We start from the raw sequence: 16,919 nt of genomic DNA, 5'->3' as shown, positions 1-16,919 counted from the left end.
CAGCTGTAAAATTATTAAGGTTTATGGATTGCCCTATTTCTTCTTTATTACGTACAATAAGATAAGGGAGGGATGTTTATGTTTAGTTTACCAAAAAACGTTACACTAATCGAGGTCGGACCGCGAGATGGTTTACAAAATGAAAAAAACAATATCCCGACAGAAGTGAAATTATCCTTTATCCAGGCGCTGCATGATGCTGGGATAAAGGAAATGGAACTTACCTCATTTGTGTCTCCGAAATGGGTACCGCAGATGAAGGATGCGCAAGAAATAGTACAGCGAGTAAGGAAGAATGGCCGGCAGCTCGTTCTGACTCCCAATAAAAAAGGTATTCACGCTGCAATCAATGCCGGTGCTGAAAGTTTGGCTGTCTTTGTTGGTGTCAGTGATACATTCAATCAGAAGAATATTAATTGCTCCACTAGCGAGAGTGTGACTGCGCTACGACCTTTAATTCAGCAAGTAAAGCAAGATGGGCATTATGTCAGGGCCTGCATCTCGACTGCGTTTCACTGTCCGTATGAGGGCTTCATACGACCTGAACAAACAGTCGCGCTATGTAGACAATTTGTTGAAATGGGTGTCGATGAATTGAGTGTGGCCGATACAGATGGGATGGCGAACCCGTTGGCTAGTCATTCATTATTCAGTAATCTGAAAACGCAGTTCCCTGAAGTACTGATCACTGCTCATTTTCACGATACGCGAAAAATGGGTATCGCGAATATTTATGCTTCTCTACAAGCAGGCGTTGACCGCTTTGATACGTCTGCGGGCGGGCTGGGTGGCTGTCCATTTTCTCCTGGAGCTACAGGTAATGTAGCGACTGAGGATGTTTTATATTTGCTGCAGTCTTTACACATCGAAACAGGGATAGATTTGACTGGAATTTGCTTAGCTGTAGATGAAGTAGCTCCCTATCTTTCACGGCCAATTGAAACGGCTATGTATCAATTATATAAAAGGGAACAGTTAGAAAGAAAGGAGTAATTTTGTTGAAACGGAGAGTCATGTACATTACAGGTATTGTCTCAAGCATTTTCACGGCCATCTTTACTGTTTTTGGCATCTTGGTAACCAACCGGATGATGTATCTCAAAATAAAAGATTCCGAATTCATTTTGCAGCGGGAAACGCTGGCAAAACGTTTTGACCGACAATGGTACGAAACCGTTCGGAAAGATGATATTTGGATCCCTTCGCCGAATGGCTACAATTTACGGGCAGTCTTCTTACGCCCTTTGGACACAACGAGAACTGTCGTAATTTGCCACGGCGTCACTGAAAACAAAGTAAATTCCATAAAATACGCTCGACTTTTTGAGCGTCTCGGTTTTAATTCGGTGATTTTTGATCATCGACGGCATGGCGATTCTGGAGGCAAGACGACTAGCTTTGGCTTTTATGAAAAAATTGATTTAAAGGAAGTAGTAGCTGCTGTACGAAAGCGCGTAGGCAAGCGTGCATTGGTCGGCATCCATGGTGAATCCATGGGTGCGGCAACGACTCTTTTATACGCTGGGACTTATGAGGATGAGGCAGATTTCTATATCTCCGATTGCCCTTTCTCAGATTTCTCTGAACAGCTATTGCATATCATTCGAACGGAATTACCTCTTAAAACAGCGATGAGTTTGCGTATTGCCAACCTATTCTTAAAAATACGCGACGGTTACACATCGGCTGCAGTATCGCCTCGAGAAGTCATGAAGTATATCGATAAACCCGTGTTATTTATACACAGTTTAGAAGATAAATTTATCCTCCCTCATATGACGGAAGAACTGTATGCGTTAAAAAAGGGCGATAAAATGATGAAACTATTTGAGAAAGGTGCACATGCGAAATCTTATAATGACAATCCTGAAGAATACTTGCGTGTTGTCCAGACATTCCTGAATCGTTTCCGACTTTCTTGACCGAACTTGAATCTTTCTCTTCATTCAGCGGTCGTTTGAACATCCACTGAGCAGAATATAAAACTACATTCAGCTCGCAACCTTTTGAGGTGGTCTTCTGCTGAATAAAAATAAAAAAACTCCGTATAAGAGGGCCATAGAGCCAGCAACGGAGTTTTTGCTTATTTTTTTTTATCAGGCTTGTCTTGTACTTTGTTCATTTGAGCCATCATTTGATTAATTTTCTTTTGTGAAGGTTTTTGTCCCATTTGCATCATCATCATACGTAGCATTTGTTCATTGATCGGTGGATTTTCCTTCAAATAATTCATCATATATTTACGAGCGATGAAAAAGCCGAGTGCTACCCCGCCTATCAATGCGACGACGATTAAGACAATCGCTAGTACTAAATTCATTGCTGCTATACCTCCTTCACTAAAAATAGTTCGATTACATACTACCAAGAAGGATTATACAACATAGCAGCAGTGAATAGCAATGACTCTTCATAAATTATGCGGAAATTTTTACATTACGACATCTTCTAAGAGCATACGCTCTGAATATTTAACCGGCTTCAGCCATCCACATTCCTCTTGCTCATTCATTACCGCGAAAAATCGATCCGTCGAACTAGAAAGCGCAACAAATAAATCTAAATCTAACATCCTGGAGCCTTGACAGTAAACCTGTATGCAGTGAGTGCCCATTTTAATGAAAACTTCGCCTTTAATTAGATGTGTCAATCGATATTCATTATGATAGGAGTCCAATTCATCGAAACTTTTTCCCAATTTACGTTGGATCAATTGATCCAGTTCCATTTCATTTAGCCGGTCACATAAATATTCAATCTCTTGATAGTTCGTCGAAGGACCCATGGCTAACAAATCAAACAATAAGCGTTCACGTCCCATTATGAAGGATTGATATTCTGCCTTAATCTTAAAAATTTCATATTTCCTCATAGCGAACACCTCCTAGAACCTATGATAGAGCTTGTCCCTTCAAAATCATGTCACATTGCGGAAAACTTCCTCACTATTATTGTCGGAAAGTTACGAATTGAATTTGGCGATATAAAACAAAAAACACATCTCTCAGTCAGATAACTAAGAGATGTGTGGAGTGCTTTACTTATTGATCTAGCAATTCTTTCATTCGCTTCACAACATTGTCAACAGTAAAGCCATATTTTTCAATAACTAGATCACCAGGTGCACTTGCGCCGAATGTATCGATTGCCAAAACGGAGCCTTCGTCGCCTGTATACTTATGCCATCCAAGGGAAGCTCCCATTTCGATAGCCAATCTTTTCTTCACTTGCTTTGGAAGCACGGAATCTTTATAAGCCTGATCTTGTTTCTCAAACAGATCCCAAGACGGCATGGAGACTACGCTGACGTCAATGTTTTGTTCTTTCAGCGCTTGCTGTGCTTCTGCCGCGAGGCTGACTTCGGAACCGCTCGCAATCAAAATACCGTCCGCTTGTTCTTTAGAAGCTGGCGATACGATGTATGCACCTTTTTGTACAGAGTCCATAGCCAGTTCTTTAGATTTTGGCAACACTTTCAGGTTTTGTCTAGATAGTACTAGAACCGTTGGTGTGTCTTTTGAAGAGACGGCTGCATACCAAGCTGCGGACGTTTCATTACCATCAGCAGGACGAATGATTGATAACCCTGGCATAGCGCGTAATGAAGCCAACTGCTCGACTGGTTCATGTGTAGGACCGTCTTCTCCTACCGCCACACTATCATGTGTGAAAACGTACGTTACGGGCAAGCCCATTAACGCAGACAGTCGAATTGCCGGTCTTACATAGTCACTAAATACGAAGAACGTACCACCAAAAACAGAAACTCCGCCGTGTAAAGCCATACCGTTCAATGCAGTTCCCATTGCAAATTCCCGAACACCAAACCAAATATTGCGACCTTCATAGTTCTCAGAAGAGAAGTCTCCTGCATTTTTGATAGATGTTTTATTTGATCCTGCAAGGTCCGCACTTCCGCCAAATAAAGATGGTAAAGTTGAAGCCAGCGCATTAATGGATTCTCCTGAAGCTGAACGAGTAGCTACGGAAGCTCCTGCCTCATAGATAGGCAAGCTTTCTTTCAAGTCAGCGGGAAGTTCATTGGCAATTGCTTTTTTCAACTGTGTTGCCAATTCCTTATGTTCGTTCTCATATTGATCAATCAATTCATTCCATTGTTGTTCTTGTTTAACACCCAGTTCTTCGGACGCTTCTTTGAAACGGTCATATACTTCTTCCGGAACATGGAAGTCTTGATCAAATGTCCATTTATAGTACTCTTTTGTTAATGCTAATTCATCTTCGCCAAGCGGCGCACCGTGCGCATCTGCTTTACCAGATTTATTCGGTGAACCATAGCCGATGACCGTTTTCACTTCGATAATTGTAGGACCGCCCGTTTTTCCTTTAGCTTCTTTAATGGCTTCAGATAGTGAATCGATGTCATTGCCATCATCCACACGCAAGTAATTCCAACCGTAGGATTCAAAGCGTTTCTTAATATTTTCAGAGAAGGACATACCTAAATCGCCGTCAAGAGAAATATCATTGCTATCATAAAGTACAATCAGCTTGTCTAATTGTAAGTGACCAGCTAATGAGATCGCTTCGGCAGCAACGCCTTCCATTAAATCACCATCTCCGCAAAGCGCATATGTGTAATGGTCAACAATATCAAAACCAGGTTTATTGTAAGTTGCGGCTAGATGTTTTTCCGCCATAGCCATTCCCACAGCCATTCCGATACCTTGACCTAATGGACCAGTAGTCGCTTCCACACCTACTGTATGGCCGTATTCTGGATGTCCAGGTGTTTTAGAATCCCATTGTCTGAAATTCTTAATGTCATTAATCGTTAAGCCATAGCCACTTAAATGCAGTAAACTATACAACAGCATAGAGCCGTGACCAGCAGATAGCACAAAGCGATCTCGGTTAAACCATTGCGGATTTGTTGGATTATGGTGTAAAAACTTTGTCCATAAGGTATAAGCCATTGGAGCCGCACCCATCGGTAATCCCGGGTGACCTGAATTTGCTTTTTCAATCGCATCGATTGATAATGTTCGGATTGTTGTTATTGCCAGTTGATCGATTTTTCCGGTCATTCTGTACATCCTTTCCGTCCTGTCTCATCTGATTATTTTTATAAGTATTCCTTCTATAGTGTAGTCAATTACTTAATGAATTACAATATTAATCAGCAGTTGAGACTTAATTTAACGGCTTTTGGTTCTCTCTTGCTTCCTTAACCTTTTCAGGAGTTACATCATTTCCTTCTGCGTCGATCACTTTTACAGATTCAATTGTTTCACGCATGCTTGAACGGAAAGTTTCCAAGTATTCTTTACGCAATTGAGTTTGTTCTTTTGCCTCTTCAATAGATAACCCTGTAGTCTTGGATTTATTTGCCAACTCATTAATACGCTTAATCTTTTTTTCAGATAACATCTTTACACCCTCCAAAATTTCTTCATTTACTAAAATGTAAACAACCTGAAGGAAAAGTGCAAACGATTAGTGTTCCTGCTCTTGAAACTCTTTATATCTTCTATGGACAGTTGCTTTGCTAACCGAATGGCCAAGTCCGTTCAATACTCTCGAAATCTCATCGAATGTCATTCCTTTGTTGCGCAACGCGACAATTTCTTCAATAGGCAATTCGAGTCGTTCTCTTCCTGGGCCCCGGTCGATATTATGCAAGTTACGGGAAGGGTCGTAACCTCTTTGAACCGCTCTTTTCATTCCTCTTCGTATTTTGGCATTATGGAGTTTCCGTTGGTATTCTTCTACAATCGCTAAAATCTCCAGCAGCATCGTATCCATTTCATTTAACTCCAGTGCTCCATTTGTATGGTTTGAAATAACAGCTGTGTTCGATTTAGCAATGACATGCAGGATGGCCACCCTCGCATTGCCTCTTCCTAATCTTGTCTCATCTTGAATAAAGACAGCATCGATTGGTTCTGCTTGTATACGATCCAATAAATTCAACAGACCTTCACGGTCCATATCATAACCGCTCTGGCGATCAGTGAATATACCTACACATCCATAAAACATTTCTGCCGCCAATATTTCCAGCTCTTCCTGCTGTCTGACAATGGATTGTTCTTGACTCTCCTTTTCGGTACTGACCCGACAATAAATTACACACTTTTTTTTATTCATCCGCTTCCTCCCCCATCTCAGCCACACGATGTTCAGCTTGTGGGTTCATTTTAACAGGAAGGCGTAATAATTCACCCGAATTAATTTGATCAGTCTGCAATTCATTTAATGATTTAACTTGTTCAATCCAATGGTGCGCAGGTGTTCCATCTGAATAGTTGGTTGCAAGCCCCCATAATGTGTCCCCGTCATTGATGACAATTTCTAGATAATTATCTTCTTCAGACAGTTTGTCCAATTGATAAGCTGCAACACTAAGAAAAACGATTAATAGTACGATAAAGTAATAATTTTCTTTAAGAAATTTCATGATAAATCCCCCTAGTAGTCTACTTTTTAGAATGCACGTTCGGAATGCTTGTTCTCTATTATAAGAGAACGTACGATTGGCTGTCAAGCAGAATTCGAACCTTTGTTTGATTACTAATCGAACACATGTTATACTATATTCAAAATACTTGAGCTGTATCTCTATTTATTAGTAAACAATTTGAAGAGGTGAATAGATTGAAGAAAATATCTAAAAGACAAGAAGAAATATTAGCTTTTATTAAAGATGAAGTACGGCTAAAAGGATATCCGCCATCCGTGCGTGAAATCGGGGAAGCAGTAGGACTGGCATCTAGCTCCACTGTACATGGTCACTTATCTCGATTGGAAAACAAGGGGTTTATTCGCCGGGACCCTACTAAGCCGCGTGCAATAGAAGTCTTAGACCCGGAAGGACTAGACGAATTAAAGAGCGGCGTCATGCATGTTCCTTTGATCGGTAAAGTTACAGCAGGGACTCCGATTACAACTGTAGAAAATATTGAAGAATATTTTCCATTACCAGATACGTTCGGTTCTTCAGATGATGAGATCTTCATGTTGGAAATCGTCGGTGACAGTATGATCGAGGCAGGTATTTTGAATGGCGACCGTGTCATCGTCAGACAAACACATACAGCTTCCAATGGAGAAATCGTGGTGGCGATGACAGAGGAAGATGAAGCTACTGTAAAACGTTTTTTTAAAGAGAAAGATTACTTCCGCTTACAGCCTGAAAATTCTTCCATGGATCCTATTATCGTGAATCATGTGTCCATACTTGGTAAAGTCGTCGGTGTTTACCGAATGATCCATTAAAAAAAGTGTATCAAGAACCCCTATAGGTTCTTGATACACTTTTTTCTTTAGATTAATTTTCGCTCTAATAATTGCTCCATGGAAGTGAGTACAGCTGTTTTTACATGCTCATACGTTAAACCGCCTTGAATGTAAGCGGTGTAAGGAGGTCGAATCGGACCGTCAGCTGTCAGCTCAATACTGGAGCCTTGTATAAATGTGCCTGCAGCCATGATGACATCATCCGAATAGCCGGGCATATAAGATGGTTCAGGAGCATAGTGCGCATTGATCGGTGAGTTATCCTGGATCATCTGACAAAACTTGATCATTTGTTCTGCTGATGAGAAGTTGACAGATTGAATGAGATCAGTTCTCCGTTCACTATAATGCGGTGTAGTATCCATTCCAAACTGCTCGAAAAATGCAGCTGTAAACAAAGCTCCTTTAACGGCCTGGCTGACTACGTGCGGCGCTAAAAAGAAACCTTGATACATTTCCAACAGCGTATCCAATGAAGCCCCTGCTTCTGCCCCTAGTCCCGGTGATGTCATGCGATATGCACATTTTTCAACGAGTTCTTTCCTGCCTGCAATATAGCCGCCCGTTCTAGCTAGTCCGCCGCCTGGATTTTTTATTAGTGAACCCGCCATCAGATCCGCCCCTACTTCAGTCGGTTCCTGTTTCTCGACGAATTCACCGTAGCAGTTGTCTACAAATATCACGACGTCTTCTTTTATTTTGCGGATTTCCTTGATGATTTCTTCTATTTCATGTATACGGAAGGATGGATTGCTCGAATAGCCTTTTGAGCGCTGAATCGCAACCACTTTGGTTTTTGATGAAATTGCTTGTTTAGCCTTGACATAGTCAACAGCACCGCCTTCCAGCAAGTCAATATGCTGATAGGAAATTTGATAATCTTCCAGTGATCCAGTATCTTTTCCGTTTCCTGACACGATGGAATCCAACGTGTCATAAGGCTTACCCGTAATATAAATTAACTCATCGCCCGGACGCAGAATCCCGAATAAACTGATCGTGATCGCATGGGTCCCAGAGATGATTTGATTCCTGACCAGACAGTCTTCAGCGCCGAAGACATCTGAGTATACCTGTTCCAGTACGTCACGGCCGCTATCGTCATACCCATAGCCCGTTGATCCAGATAAATGAAAATCACTGACACGGTTTTGCTTGAAAGCCTGAAGAACCTTTCGTTGATTGTAGAACGCAATGTCTTCTACTTCCTTTACATACGGTGCAATCAACTGCTCTGCTTCTTGAGATTTCATGAGTAATTCATCATTAATTGGTGCTATTTGCATTTGTAGTACCTCTTTTCAATTTGTTCATCATCTAGTTTAACAGAAGGACTGCAGTTGACCTACTAAAGACCACAAAAAAACAGGCAAGCGCCTGTTTATTGTTCATCTTTTAAAATTACGGGTTTCGCAGGAGCAAATGTTGAAATTGCATGTTTGTAAATGAGCTGCTGCTTGCCTTCCGATTCAAGTAAGACCGTATAATTATCATAGGATTTAATAAGGCCTTTCAGTTGAAAACCGTTTAACAAAAAAATTGTAACGAATGTATTGTTCTTGCGTAATGCATTCAAAAACGTATCTTGCATATTTCCTTGTGCCATTCAATTGCCTCCCTGTCTCTGTTATCTAGTTATTCCATACTCACTTCTGAAAATCCTCTATTATTTTAGAGGTTCTTCTGAAAATTTCATCATTCGATTGATTCGCTTCGACCCATTGGATAGGTAATTTATTGCGGAAGTATGTCAATTGCCTTTTAGCATAGTTCCGAGTGTTTTTTTTGACGGCTTCAATCGCCTGTTCCTTCGTTAGCTGTCCATTAAAATGCGCGATCAACTCTTTATAACCGATCGCCTGAACCGCTTGTGTATCCCTGATTCCGCGCTCCCATAAAGCATGGACTTCCGCATACAATCCCGCCTCCACCATCAAGTCAACGCGTCGGTCAATCCGTTCGTATAACTGTTCTCGAGGTAAATCCAACCCGATCAGCAACTCACGGTACATTGGCTGATTTCCCTGTTGCTGTTCGTGCTCTTGCTTTGTTCGGCCAGTGACCTCCACTATTTCAAGCGCACGAATTAATCGTCGATGATTATTCGGATGGATACTTTCTGCACTTTTCGGATCCAACATTCGCAGCCTGGCATATAAATCATCTGACCCGGACGATTCCAATTCCTCTTCCAACCTTTGACGAATTACTGGATCGGCTGCCTGCTCCGTGAAACGATAATCAAATAAGACTGCTTGTATATACATTCCGCTGCCACCTACGATAATTGGCAATTTTCCTCGTGACTGGATATCCGCAATCCACTCTCTAACGGCTTCTTGGTATTCCGCTACGGAAAAACTTTCTGTCGGTTCTTTCACATCAAAAAAATGATGTGGTACTCCTCTCATTTCAGAAGGGTGGATCTTTGCGGTTCCGATATTTAATTCTTTATAGACTTGCATCGCATCGCCATTGATGATTTCTCCATTAAGAGCAAGCGCAAGAGCTGTACTCAATGCAGTTTTACCGGATGCGGTCGGGCCTACCACTGCAATTACGTCAATTGATTCATTCATAGTGTTTCATCCATCCAATTATATTCTGGAATACTTCAAGGCGATTCGTTTCCTGAAGCATTTCGTGGCGTCCGCCTTCATATAGCTGAACAGTCACGTATTGCAGCCCCGCCTCGTTGAACTGCTTTGCCACTTTCCAAACACCTTTCGCTCGATCACCTACTGGATCGTCTGTACCGGATACCAATAAAATCGGCAGCTCCTTCGGGATATTTCGTACGGATTCTTGATCTTCAATTGTATTCAAACCTTCCAATAAAACGCGAAACAATTGTGAAGTGGGAACAAAACCACAAGCCTCATCCTGTTCATATCCTCTGACTGTTTCACGATCCCTTGATAACCAAGCAAATGATGAACCGTCTTCAGCGAATGGTTTCGAAAAGTTGCCGAAAACCAATTGATTCAAGAATTCATCCGGTTGTTTATTCGGCAAATGATCTTCTCTCCACTCAGCCAGCAGTTTTCCGGCGTAACTGATGATTTTCGAATTACTTCCAGTTCCGGATAAGATCACTTTATCCACTACATTTCCATACAACTGAATAAAACGTCTGGCTACAAATGACCCCATACTATGTCCAAAAAGAACTACTGGAAGGTCGGGATATTCGTGCTGATAAAACTGGATGACTTCAAACACATCATCAATTAAATGATCAAAAGAGACTTGATCGCCAAGATCACCGTATGGCAGCTTATTTTCTCCAGCTGTTTTGCCGTGGCCTCTTTGATCATGTATCACCACAACATAGCCCTGTTCTACTAAATAATTAATGAACTCTCCATATCGTCCGCTGTGCTCTGCAATTCCATGTATAAGATGTACACGTGCTTTTCCGGATTCAGCAGACTTATGGAAGCTACTATACAGTTTTGTCCCGTCTCTCGCCTCTATCCAATACTCTTCCAATTAGCGCCACTTCCTTTCGCTTCCGCAATTGCATTCATCAGATCATTTACATATACCGTTTTCTCATTATCCGTGTAATGCAGCAAATTTGCCATATAGTCGGTTACTTGCTCCGCAAAAGTCTCCACGACATCGATTTGGAAATACAAATCGCCTTTTCGGCGAATAAAGAAGTCACTTGGTGATGTGACCATTTCATAATGAATGCCATATAGAATTTCTGCCCGCAAACTAATTGGCAAGCTATTCGTTTCCGCAGAAATAGAGTGGGCAAACTGAAATACTTTATCACTATTTCTCCCATAAAATGAAGCAATCCGAGCACCTTGCTGTACAGTTAAACCGTAGTGTGGTGCACTCACCGATTGCTCATCGATATAGTGTTGCAGTGATTGATCGTCCACAAAATCACTTCCTGAGACGGCAATTTTTTTCGTTTGACACGGTAGAATATTAGGATGCTTCAGTTTTTCAGAAACCCTATCGACGACGACTTCTGCCATTTGACGGTATCCCGTCAGCTTCCCTCCAGCAATTGTCAGTAACCCCGGAACCATTTCCCATATTTCATCGCGTCTTGAAATTTCTGAAGCATCCTTTCCTTCTTGCGCAATTAATGGACGTAATCCTGCCCAAGTTGACTCGACAGCCCTACGCGTTAATTGCACGCTAGGAAAGACTTCATTAACTGCTCCAATGATGTATTGAATATCTTCTTCTGTAGCTGTTGGATGCTGTTTGTTCGCTGAATAAAATGTATCCGTCGTACCGACATACGTTTTATTTCCCCTTGGAATCGCGAAAAGCATTCGACCATCCGAATGATCAAAATAGATCGCTTGCTGTAAAGGAAATACAGATTGGTCTACTACAATATGGACACCTTTTGAGATATGAAGCTGTTTTTTCGGTTTGCTGCTGATTTTTTGCTGCAGATCGTCCACCCACGGACCGGTTGCATTGATGACCATAGACGCGGCAACCGAAAATTTTTCACCCGATATTTGATCTTTCAGCACCGCACCGACAACATCATCTTTTTCAAAATTAAACTGCTCGCATTTTGTATAATTAACACAAAGCGCTCCATATTCCGCAGCCTTTTTCAAAACTTCGATTGTCAGACGCGCATCGTCTGTCTGGTATTCCACATAGTGCCCGCCACCTTGTAACCGCTCTTTCTTAAGTAGCGGTTCCAGCTCCAGCGTCTCTTCATTATTCAACATTTCACGGCGTTCCGCATGTTTTACACCAGCCAAAAGATCATATGCCAACAGCCCGGCTGAGGTAGAGTATTTGCCAAATGTACCATCTTTATAAATCGGCAACAGCATCGGTCTCGGCTTCGTGATGTTCCGTGAATTCCGATAGACGATTTCACGTTCCCTCCCAGTTTCCGCGACTATTTTGACATCCAACTGTTTTAAGTAACGCAAACCGCCATGAATTAATTTCGTCGAACGGCTGGATGTTCCCGCCGCGAAATCTTGCATATCAATGAGAGCAACTGAAAATCCCCTAGTCGCTGCATCAAGCGCAATCCCCGCACCTGTTATTCCGCCACCTACTATTAACAGATCAAATGAAAATCTTTTTAAATCCTCAATACTGTCTGCTCTTTCAATAGTTGAAAACATCTGATTGCTCCTCTCTGATTTGCTACATCACTCGTTTAAACATTTTTTCCAATTCATACGTCGTAAAATGAATCAATACAGGACGGCCGTGCGGACATGTATATGGATTGTGACACTTTCCTAAGTCATCGAGTAACCGTTCCATATCGGCTTGAGTTAAATAATAATTCGCTTTAATGGAACGTTTACAACTCATTAGGATGGCACTCTCTTCTCTTAGTTTTTCTACATCTACCTTACGGCTATGCAGCACTTGCTCGATCATTTCCTCAATAATCGCAGTTGCTTGGCCGTCAGGGAACCACGCCGGATATTCTTTGACTGTGTACGTAGCGGGTCCAAATGCTTCTAAAAAAACCCCTACTCGTTCAAGTGCTTCTTTACATTCTTCAATTTTCACCTGCTCATCCGCAGAATAATGGAAAACAAGCGGCAATAAAAGCTGTTGTCGTTCATCCGCACTCACTTGACCTAATTTCTTTTTGAAATACTCATACTTAATACGTTCTTGCGCAGCATGCTGGTCAATCATATAAAAGCCATCCTCGTTTTGAGCAACAATATATGTACCATGTACTTGTCCGATCGGTACGATGGAAGGAAACAAACTGGTTTCCGTCTCTGTTTCATTGTGAATTGGCTCTTCTGTTGGCGGCTCTTCATGTTGTTCGAAAATAGCCTCTGGAAATTCAGGTTCGGTTATTTCTGAAAAAGGATTTTGAACAGGTTTTGCAGGGACGACAGGCTCTTGAACTTGTTGTTGACGAGCGGTAGCTTCTTGGCGACGGAACGAAGGCGACCAAATCGTTTGTTGCTCAGAATCTGTTTTCGTTAGTTTCTCTTTTTTAATTGCATCCGGAATAATCGAAGCTTTTTGGATCGCCTCTCTGATTGCCTCTTTTATTAAAGTAAACAATTCACTCTCCTTACTGATTCGAATATGGCGCTTAGCTGGATGGACGTTGACGTCGGTTAGGATTGGATCCGCCATGATATTTACAACCGCAATTGGAAAGCGGCCTATCGGCAAATACGTATGCAACGCATCGATCACAGCTTGAGTACCGGGGTAACTCTTTATCCACCGTCCATTCATCAGAAGTGAAACATAATTCTTCGATGCTCTGTTCAGTTCAGGTAATGTTATGAAACCATTAACCTTGAAATCTGCGTCTTCTTTTTCAAAAGGAATCATCTTGCGGGCAACCGATACTCCGTAAATATCAGACAGAACTCTCAATAAATCACCTGAACCTGAAGTCCGCAAAATTTGATGTTGATCATGCGTTAATGTAAAGGCGATATCCGGATGACTTAAAGCAAGCCGATTCAGTAAATCAATCGTATGGCCAAGTTCTGTCTGAATCGTCTTCATATACTTTAAGCGAGCCGGTGTATTGAAAAACAATTGTTGGATCGTGAAATCAGTACCTTTACGTAAAGCTCCCGGTTCATGCTTCAATACTTTACCGCCTTCGATTTCTACGACGGTTCCTTGGTCCTCACCATCGGATGTCCATAATGAAACTTTAGATACAGCAGCGATACTTGCCAGCGCTTCCCCACGAAATCCTAGTGTACGGATACGAAACAAATCATGTTCATTGGAAATCTTGCTCGTAGCATGTCGTTCAAAACAGCGAATCGCATCTTCTTCAGACATGCCTTTGCCGTTATCTGTTACACGTATGGATGTCAGTCCCGCTTCTTCAAGAGTCACTTCAATTTGGGTGCTTTGTGCATCGATCGCATTTTCCACTAATTCTTTGACGATGGAAGCAGGCCGCTCGACGACTTCTCCTGCTGCAATTTTATTGGCAAGTGTATCTTCCATAATATGAATGTGATTCATTCGCCTCAACCTTTCATTTCTGCGGATACACGTTCTTTCCATTCCGCAATTTTCTGCATCGCTTGGAGTGGTGTCATATTCAGTACATCTGCAGCTTTGATTTCATCCAGAAGTTTTTGTTGTTCTAAGGACGTCGCTGACTCAATTGAAGTATCAAATAGCGCCAATTGCTCAGACACGCTGGTGGATTCATTGGCAGCACTTTCTTCCTCAAATCGCTGCAATAGTTTTTTCGCCCGCTCTACTAATTCGGCCGGCAATCCTGCGAGTTCTGCCACATGTATTCCATAGCTTCGATCAGCAGCGCCAGGCAATACTTTATGTAGGAATACTACTTTGCCGTTTTGTTCTTTTGCGGCGACATGCACGTTTAATAAGCGTGCGAGTACATCTTCGAGCTTCGTCAATTCATGATAATGTGTAGAGAATAATGTATTCGCTCCGACCTGCTCATGTATATGCTCCATCATTGCCTGCGCAAGAGCCATTCCATCATACGTAGAAGTACCACGGCCAATTTCATCAAACAGCAATAAACTTCGGGATGTCGCATGAGCGAGCGCATATTGTGACTCCATCATTTCCATCATGAACGTACTTTGGCCAGACGCGACATCATCTGCCGCACCGATCCGTGTGAATATTTGGTCTGTAATCGGCAGCACTGCTTTTTCGCATGGTACGAAACAACCGATTTGTGCCATTACGACAGTTAAGGCAACTTGCCTCATAAAGGTGCTTTTCCCCGACATATTCGGTCCTGTGATCAGTAACATATTGCTATAGTCGGCTAATTCACAAGAGTTCGGTATATAAAGCGAGTGATTCATCATCTTTTCAACGACAGGGTGTCTGCCGTTTTGGATATCCAGCGCTCGTCCGTCATGAAATTCTGGACGTATATAACGATTTCTTTCCGATACCACAGCGAATGCCAGCAACACATCCAGTTCACTTACAACAGACGCGAGTTTCTGGATACGCTGTACTTCCTCTTTCACTTGTTCGCGGATCGCCAAAAATAAGTTCGTTTCAAGTATTTGACCATCAGCTTCTGCATTCAATATTAACTCTTCTTTCTCTTTCAATTCCGTCGTTATGTATCTCTCCGCATTTGCCAATGTTTGTTTTCGTTCATATCGTGTTAAATCCGCTAAATGAACATTGGATTTCGTTATCTCGATGTAGTATCCAAATATTCGGTTATACCCGATTTTCAATGTTTTAATCCCAGTTGCTTGGCGCTCTTTTTGCTCAAGTTGCGCCAGCCAGCTCTTGCCGTTACGAGACGCATCACGCAGTTGATCTAATTTTTCGTTGTAACCATCTTTGATCAGACCGCCTTCTTTACTCGTTAAAGGTGGATTTTCGGCAATTGAATCCGCTAGTAATTGATACGTATCTTCGCATGGGTCCATTTTATCCGCAATTTGCTGAAGCATCGGCCGCTTGGATTCGCTTAATATTTTTTGCAATTTCGGAATATGTGTCAATGAATTTCGTAGTTGTGCTAAATCTCGTGCACTTGCACTGCCCATTGAGATTCTACCGGCAAGCCGTTCTAAGTCATAGACATTTTTCAATTCCTCTACTAATTCTTCACGCAAGAAAAATTCATCGACTAAATTACTGACAGTTTCCAATCGATCTTCAATTGCTTTACGCTGTGCCAATGGCTGATGGATCCACATTCTCAGTTTCCTCGCACCCATTGCGGTGACCGTTTCATCCAATACCCAAAATAATGTACCTTCTTTCTTGCCTGAACGAATCGTCTGGACAAGTTCTAGATTCCGCATGGAGTTCGCGTCGATTGACAGTTTCGCGTTCTTTTCAATATAAACAAAAGGACGGATATGGCCGAACACCATTTTTTGCATGCGCATCAAATACGACTGCAGCTTACGGCAAGCTTCTTGTAGTTCATTGGGAAGGTGTCCATACGTGTCTTTTGCAATAGAGGCATTTTGCTCTGCATCTTCAATAGACAGCATAATTTCACGATTCTCAAACATTTCATGGAGAGTTAAATGCAGTGTTTGATCTACGACAATTTCCTTCATTCCGAGAGATTCGATTTCCGCTAGCAGCGAGCGCTCAGTTCCCTCGATTAATTCTACTTTCCCTTCGCCTGTTCCGACGTCTAGATAAGCGAGGGCAAACCGTTGATCTCCTAAGCTGTCGATCGCGCCAATAAAATGGTTCGCTTCCGTATCAATTGTTTTGCCTTCTGTCAGCGTACCAGGTGTGATCACTTTTACCACTTCACGCTTTACGATGCCTTTGACTGATCTTGGATCTTCCATCTGTTCGCAAATCGCAACTTTGTGGCCATTTTGGATAAGTGTTTCAATATAGCCGGTAGCGGAATGATAAGGTATACCACACATCGGAATCCGGTCCTTAGCCCCTGAGTCCCTGCTCGTCAATGTGATCTCTAAAATGGAAGATGCATTCACTGCATCTTCAAAAAACATTTCATAGAAGTCACCTAATCGGAAAAATAAAAAAGCATCGGTGTATTGTTCTTTAATTTGTAAATATTGCTGAATCATCGGTGTATGTTGTGACATGTAAAACCCTCATTTATTCGCTCATTTTCTTTTCATTATAACAAACCTATCCGGAGTTAACGAATCAAAAGGAGCCACCTCTCTAAGAAATTCATTCTTTCCATG

The 16,919-nt window shown here is 41.9% G+C and carries 16 protein-coding genes; 3 read left to right on the top strand and 13 right to left on the bottom strand.

Annotation, left to right across the window (positions count from 1 at the left end):
• Positions 1-78: 78 nt before the first annotated feature.
• Complete coding sequence (locus tag MKX97_RS06160; RefSeq protein ID WP_176132545.1) at positions 79-993, top strand: hydroxymethylglutaryl-CoA lyase; 915 nt, start codon at positions 79-81, stop codon at positions 991-993.
• A 5-nt stretch (positions 994-998) separates the two neighbouring features.
• Positions 999-1,922, top strand: a complete 924-nt coding sequence (locus MKX97_RS06155) for an alpha/beta hydrolase (protein WP_040758220.1) — start codon at positions 999-1,001, stop codon at positions 1,920-1,922.
• 161 nt (positions 1,923-2,083) lie between these two features.
• Here MKX97_RS06155 and MKX97_RS06150 read toward each other — a convergent pair whose 3' ends face one another.
• The 6 genes from MKX97_RS06150 to MKX97_RS06125 form a co-directional block, all read right to left on the bottom strand.
• Positions 2,084-2,320, bottom strand: a complete 237-nt coding sequence (locus MKX97_RS06150) for a YneF family protein (RefSeq protein ID WP_009497271.1) — start codon at positions 2,318-2,320, stop codon at positions 2,084-2,086.
• 111 nt (positions 2,321-2,431) lie between these two features.
• Positions 2,432-2,872 carry a sporulation inhibitor of replication protein SirA gene (gene sirA / locus MKX97_RS06145; RefSeq protein WP_009497273.1) on the bottom strand — a complete coding sequence of 147 codons (441 nt, stop codon included), beginning with the start codon at positions 2,870-2,872 and terminating at the stop codon, positions 2,432-2,434.
• 169 nt (positions 2,873-3,041) lie between these two features.
• The gene (gene tkt, locus MKX97_RS06140) at positions 3,042-5,048 is read right to left on the bottom strand and encodes a transketolase (protein ID WP_342537191.1); all 2,007 of its coding nucleotides are present in this window, start codon (positions 5,046-5,048) and stop codon (positions 3,042-3,044) included.
• Positions 5,049-5,154: 106 nt separating this feature from the next.
• The gene (locus tag MKX97_RS06135; RefSeq protein ID WP_009497277.1) at positions 5,155-5,391 is read right to left on the bottom strand and encodes a DUF896 domain-containing protein; all 237 of its coding nucleotides are present in this window, start codon (positions 5,389-5,391) and stop codon (positions 5,155-5,157) included.
• Between the two features lie 66 nt (positions 5,392-5,457).
• Entirely contained in the window at positions 5,458-6,111 is a 654-nt protein-coding gene (locus tag MKX97_RS06130; protein ID WP_342537190.1) for a recombinase family protein, read from the bottom strand.
• Positions 6,104-6,421, bottom strand: a complete 318-nt coding sequence (locus MKX97_RS06125) for a LysM peptidoglycan-binding domain-containing protein (protein ID WP_009497280.1) — start codon at positions 6,419-6,421, stop codon at positions 6,104-6,106. Before MKX97_RS06125 ends, MKX97_RS06130 begins: the two co-directional genes overlap by 8 nt.
• A 197-nt stretch (positions 6,422-6,618) precedes the next feature.
• On the opposite strand from MKX97_RS06125, the gene lexA reads away from it, so the two are divergent.
• Positions 6,619-7,239 carry a transcriptional repressor LexA gene (lexA, locus tag MKX97_RS06120; RefSeq protein WP_040758222.1) on the top strand — a complete coding sequence of 207 codons (621 nt, stop codon included), beginning with the start codon at positions 6,619-6,621 and terminating at the stop codon, positions 7,237-7,239.
• A gap of 47 nt (positions 7,240-7,286) precedes the next feature.
• Here lexA and MKX97_RS06115 read toward each other — a convergent pair whose 3' ends face one another.
• The 7 genes from MKX97_RS06115 to mutS all read right to left on the bottom strand — a co-directional run bounded on the left by MKX97_RS06115 (position 7,287) and on the right by mutS (position 16,814).
• Positions 7,287-8,546: an aminotransferase class I/II-fold pyridoxal phosphate-dependent enzyme gene (locus MKX97_RS06115; RefSeq protein ID WP_009497284.1), complete on the bottom strand. Its 1,260-nt coding sequence runs from the start codon at positions 8,544-8,546 to the stop codon at positions 7,287-7,289.
• A 95-nt stretch (positions 8,547-8,641) separates the two neighbouring features.
• Entirely contained in the window at positions 8,642-8,866 is a 225-nt protein-coding gene (gene hfq, locus MKX97_RS06110) for an RNA chaperone Hfq (protein ID WP_009497286.1), read from the bottom strand.
• Between the two features lie 40 nt (positions 8,867-8,906).
• A complete protein-coding gene (miaA, locus tag MKX97_RS06105; RefSeq protein ID WP_342537189.1) occupies positions 8,907-9,839 on the bottom strand; it encodes a tRNA (adenosine(37)-N6)-dimethylallyltransferase MiaA in 933 nt (310 codons plus the stop codon).
• Positions 9,832-10,752 carry a lysophospholipase gene (locus MKX97_RS06100; protein ID WP_342537188.1) on the bottom strand — a complete coding sequence of 307 codons (921 nt, stop codon included), beginning with the start codon at positions 10,750-10,752 and terminating at the stop codon, positions 9,832-9,834. The genes miaA and MKX97_RS06100 overlap by 8 nt, the downstream gene beginning before the upstream one ends.
• A complete protein-coding gene (locus MKX97_RS06095) occupies positions 10,734-12,389 on the bottom strand; it encodes a glycerol-3-phosphate dehydrogenase/oxidase (RefSeq protein ID WP_342537187.1) in 1,656 nt (551 codons plus the stop codon). Before MKX97_RS06095 ends, MKX97_RS06100 begins: the two co-directional genes overlap by 19 nt.
• A gap of 22 nt (positions 12,390-12,411) precedes the next feature.
• Complete coding sequence (mutL, locus tag MKX97_RS06090; protein WP_342537186.1) at positions 12,412-14,241, bottom strand: DNA mismatch repair endonuclease MutL; 1,830 nt, start codon at positions 14,239-14,241, stop codon at positions 12,412-12,414.
• 5 nt (positions 14,242-14,246) lie between these two features.
• Entirely contained in the window at positions 14,247-16,814 is a 2,568-nt protein-coding gene (gene mutS / locus MKX97_RS06085) for a DNA mismatch repair protein MutS (protein ID WP_342537185.1), read from the bottom strand.
• Positions 16,815-16,919: the final 105 nt, after the last annotated feature.

Source organism: Sporosarcina sp. FSL K6-3508 (assembly GCF_038615825.1).
GTDB lineage: Bacteria > Bacillota > Bacilli > Bacillales_A > Planococcaceae > Sporosarcina > Sporosarcina newyorkensis.
The sequence above is the reverse complement of the archived record's forward strand: the minus strand, read 5'-3'. Positions and strand labels throughout refer to the sequence as shown.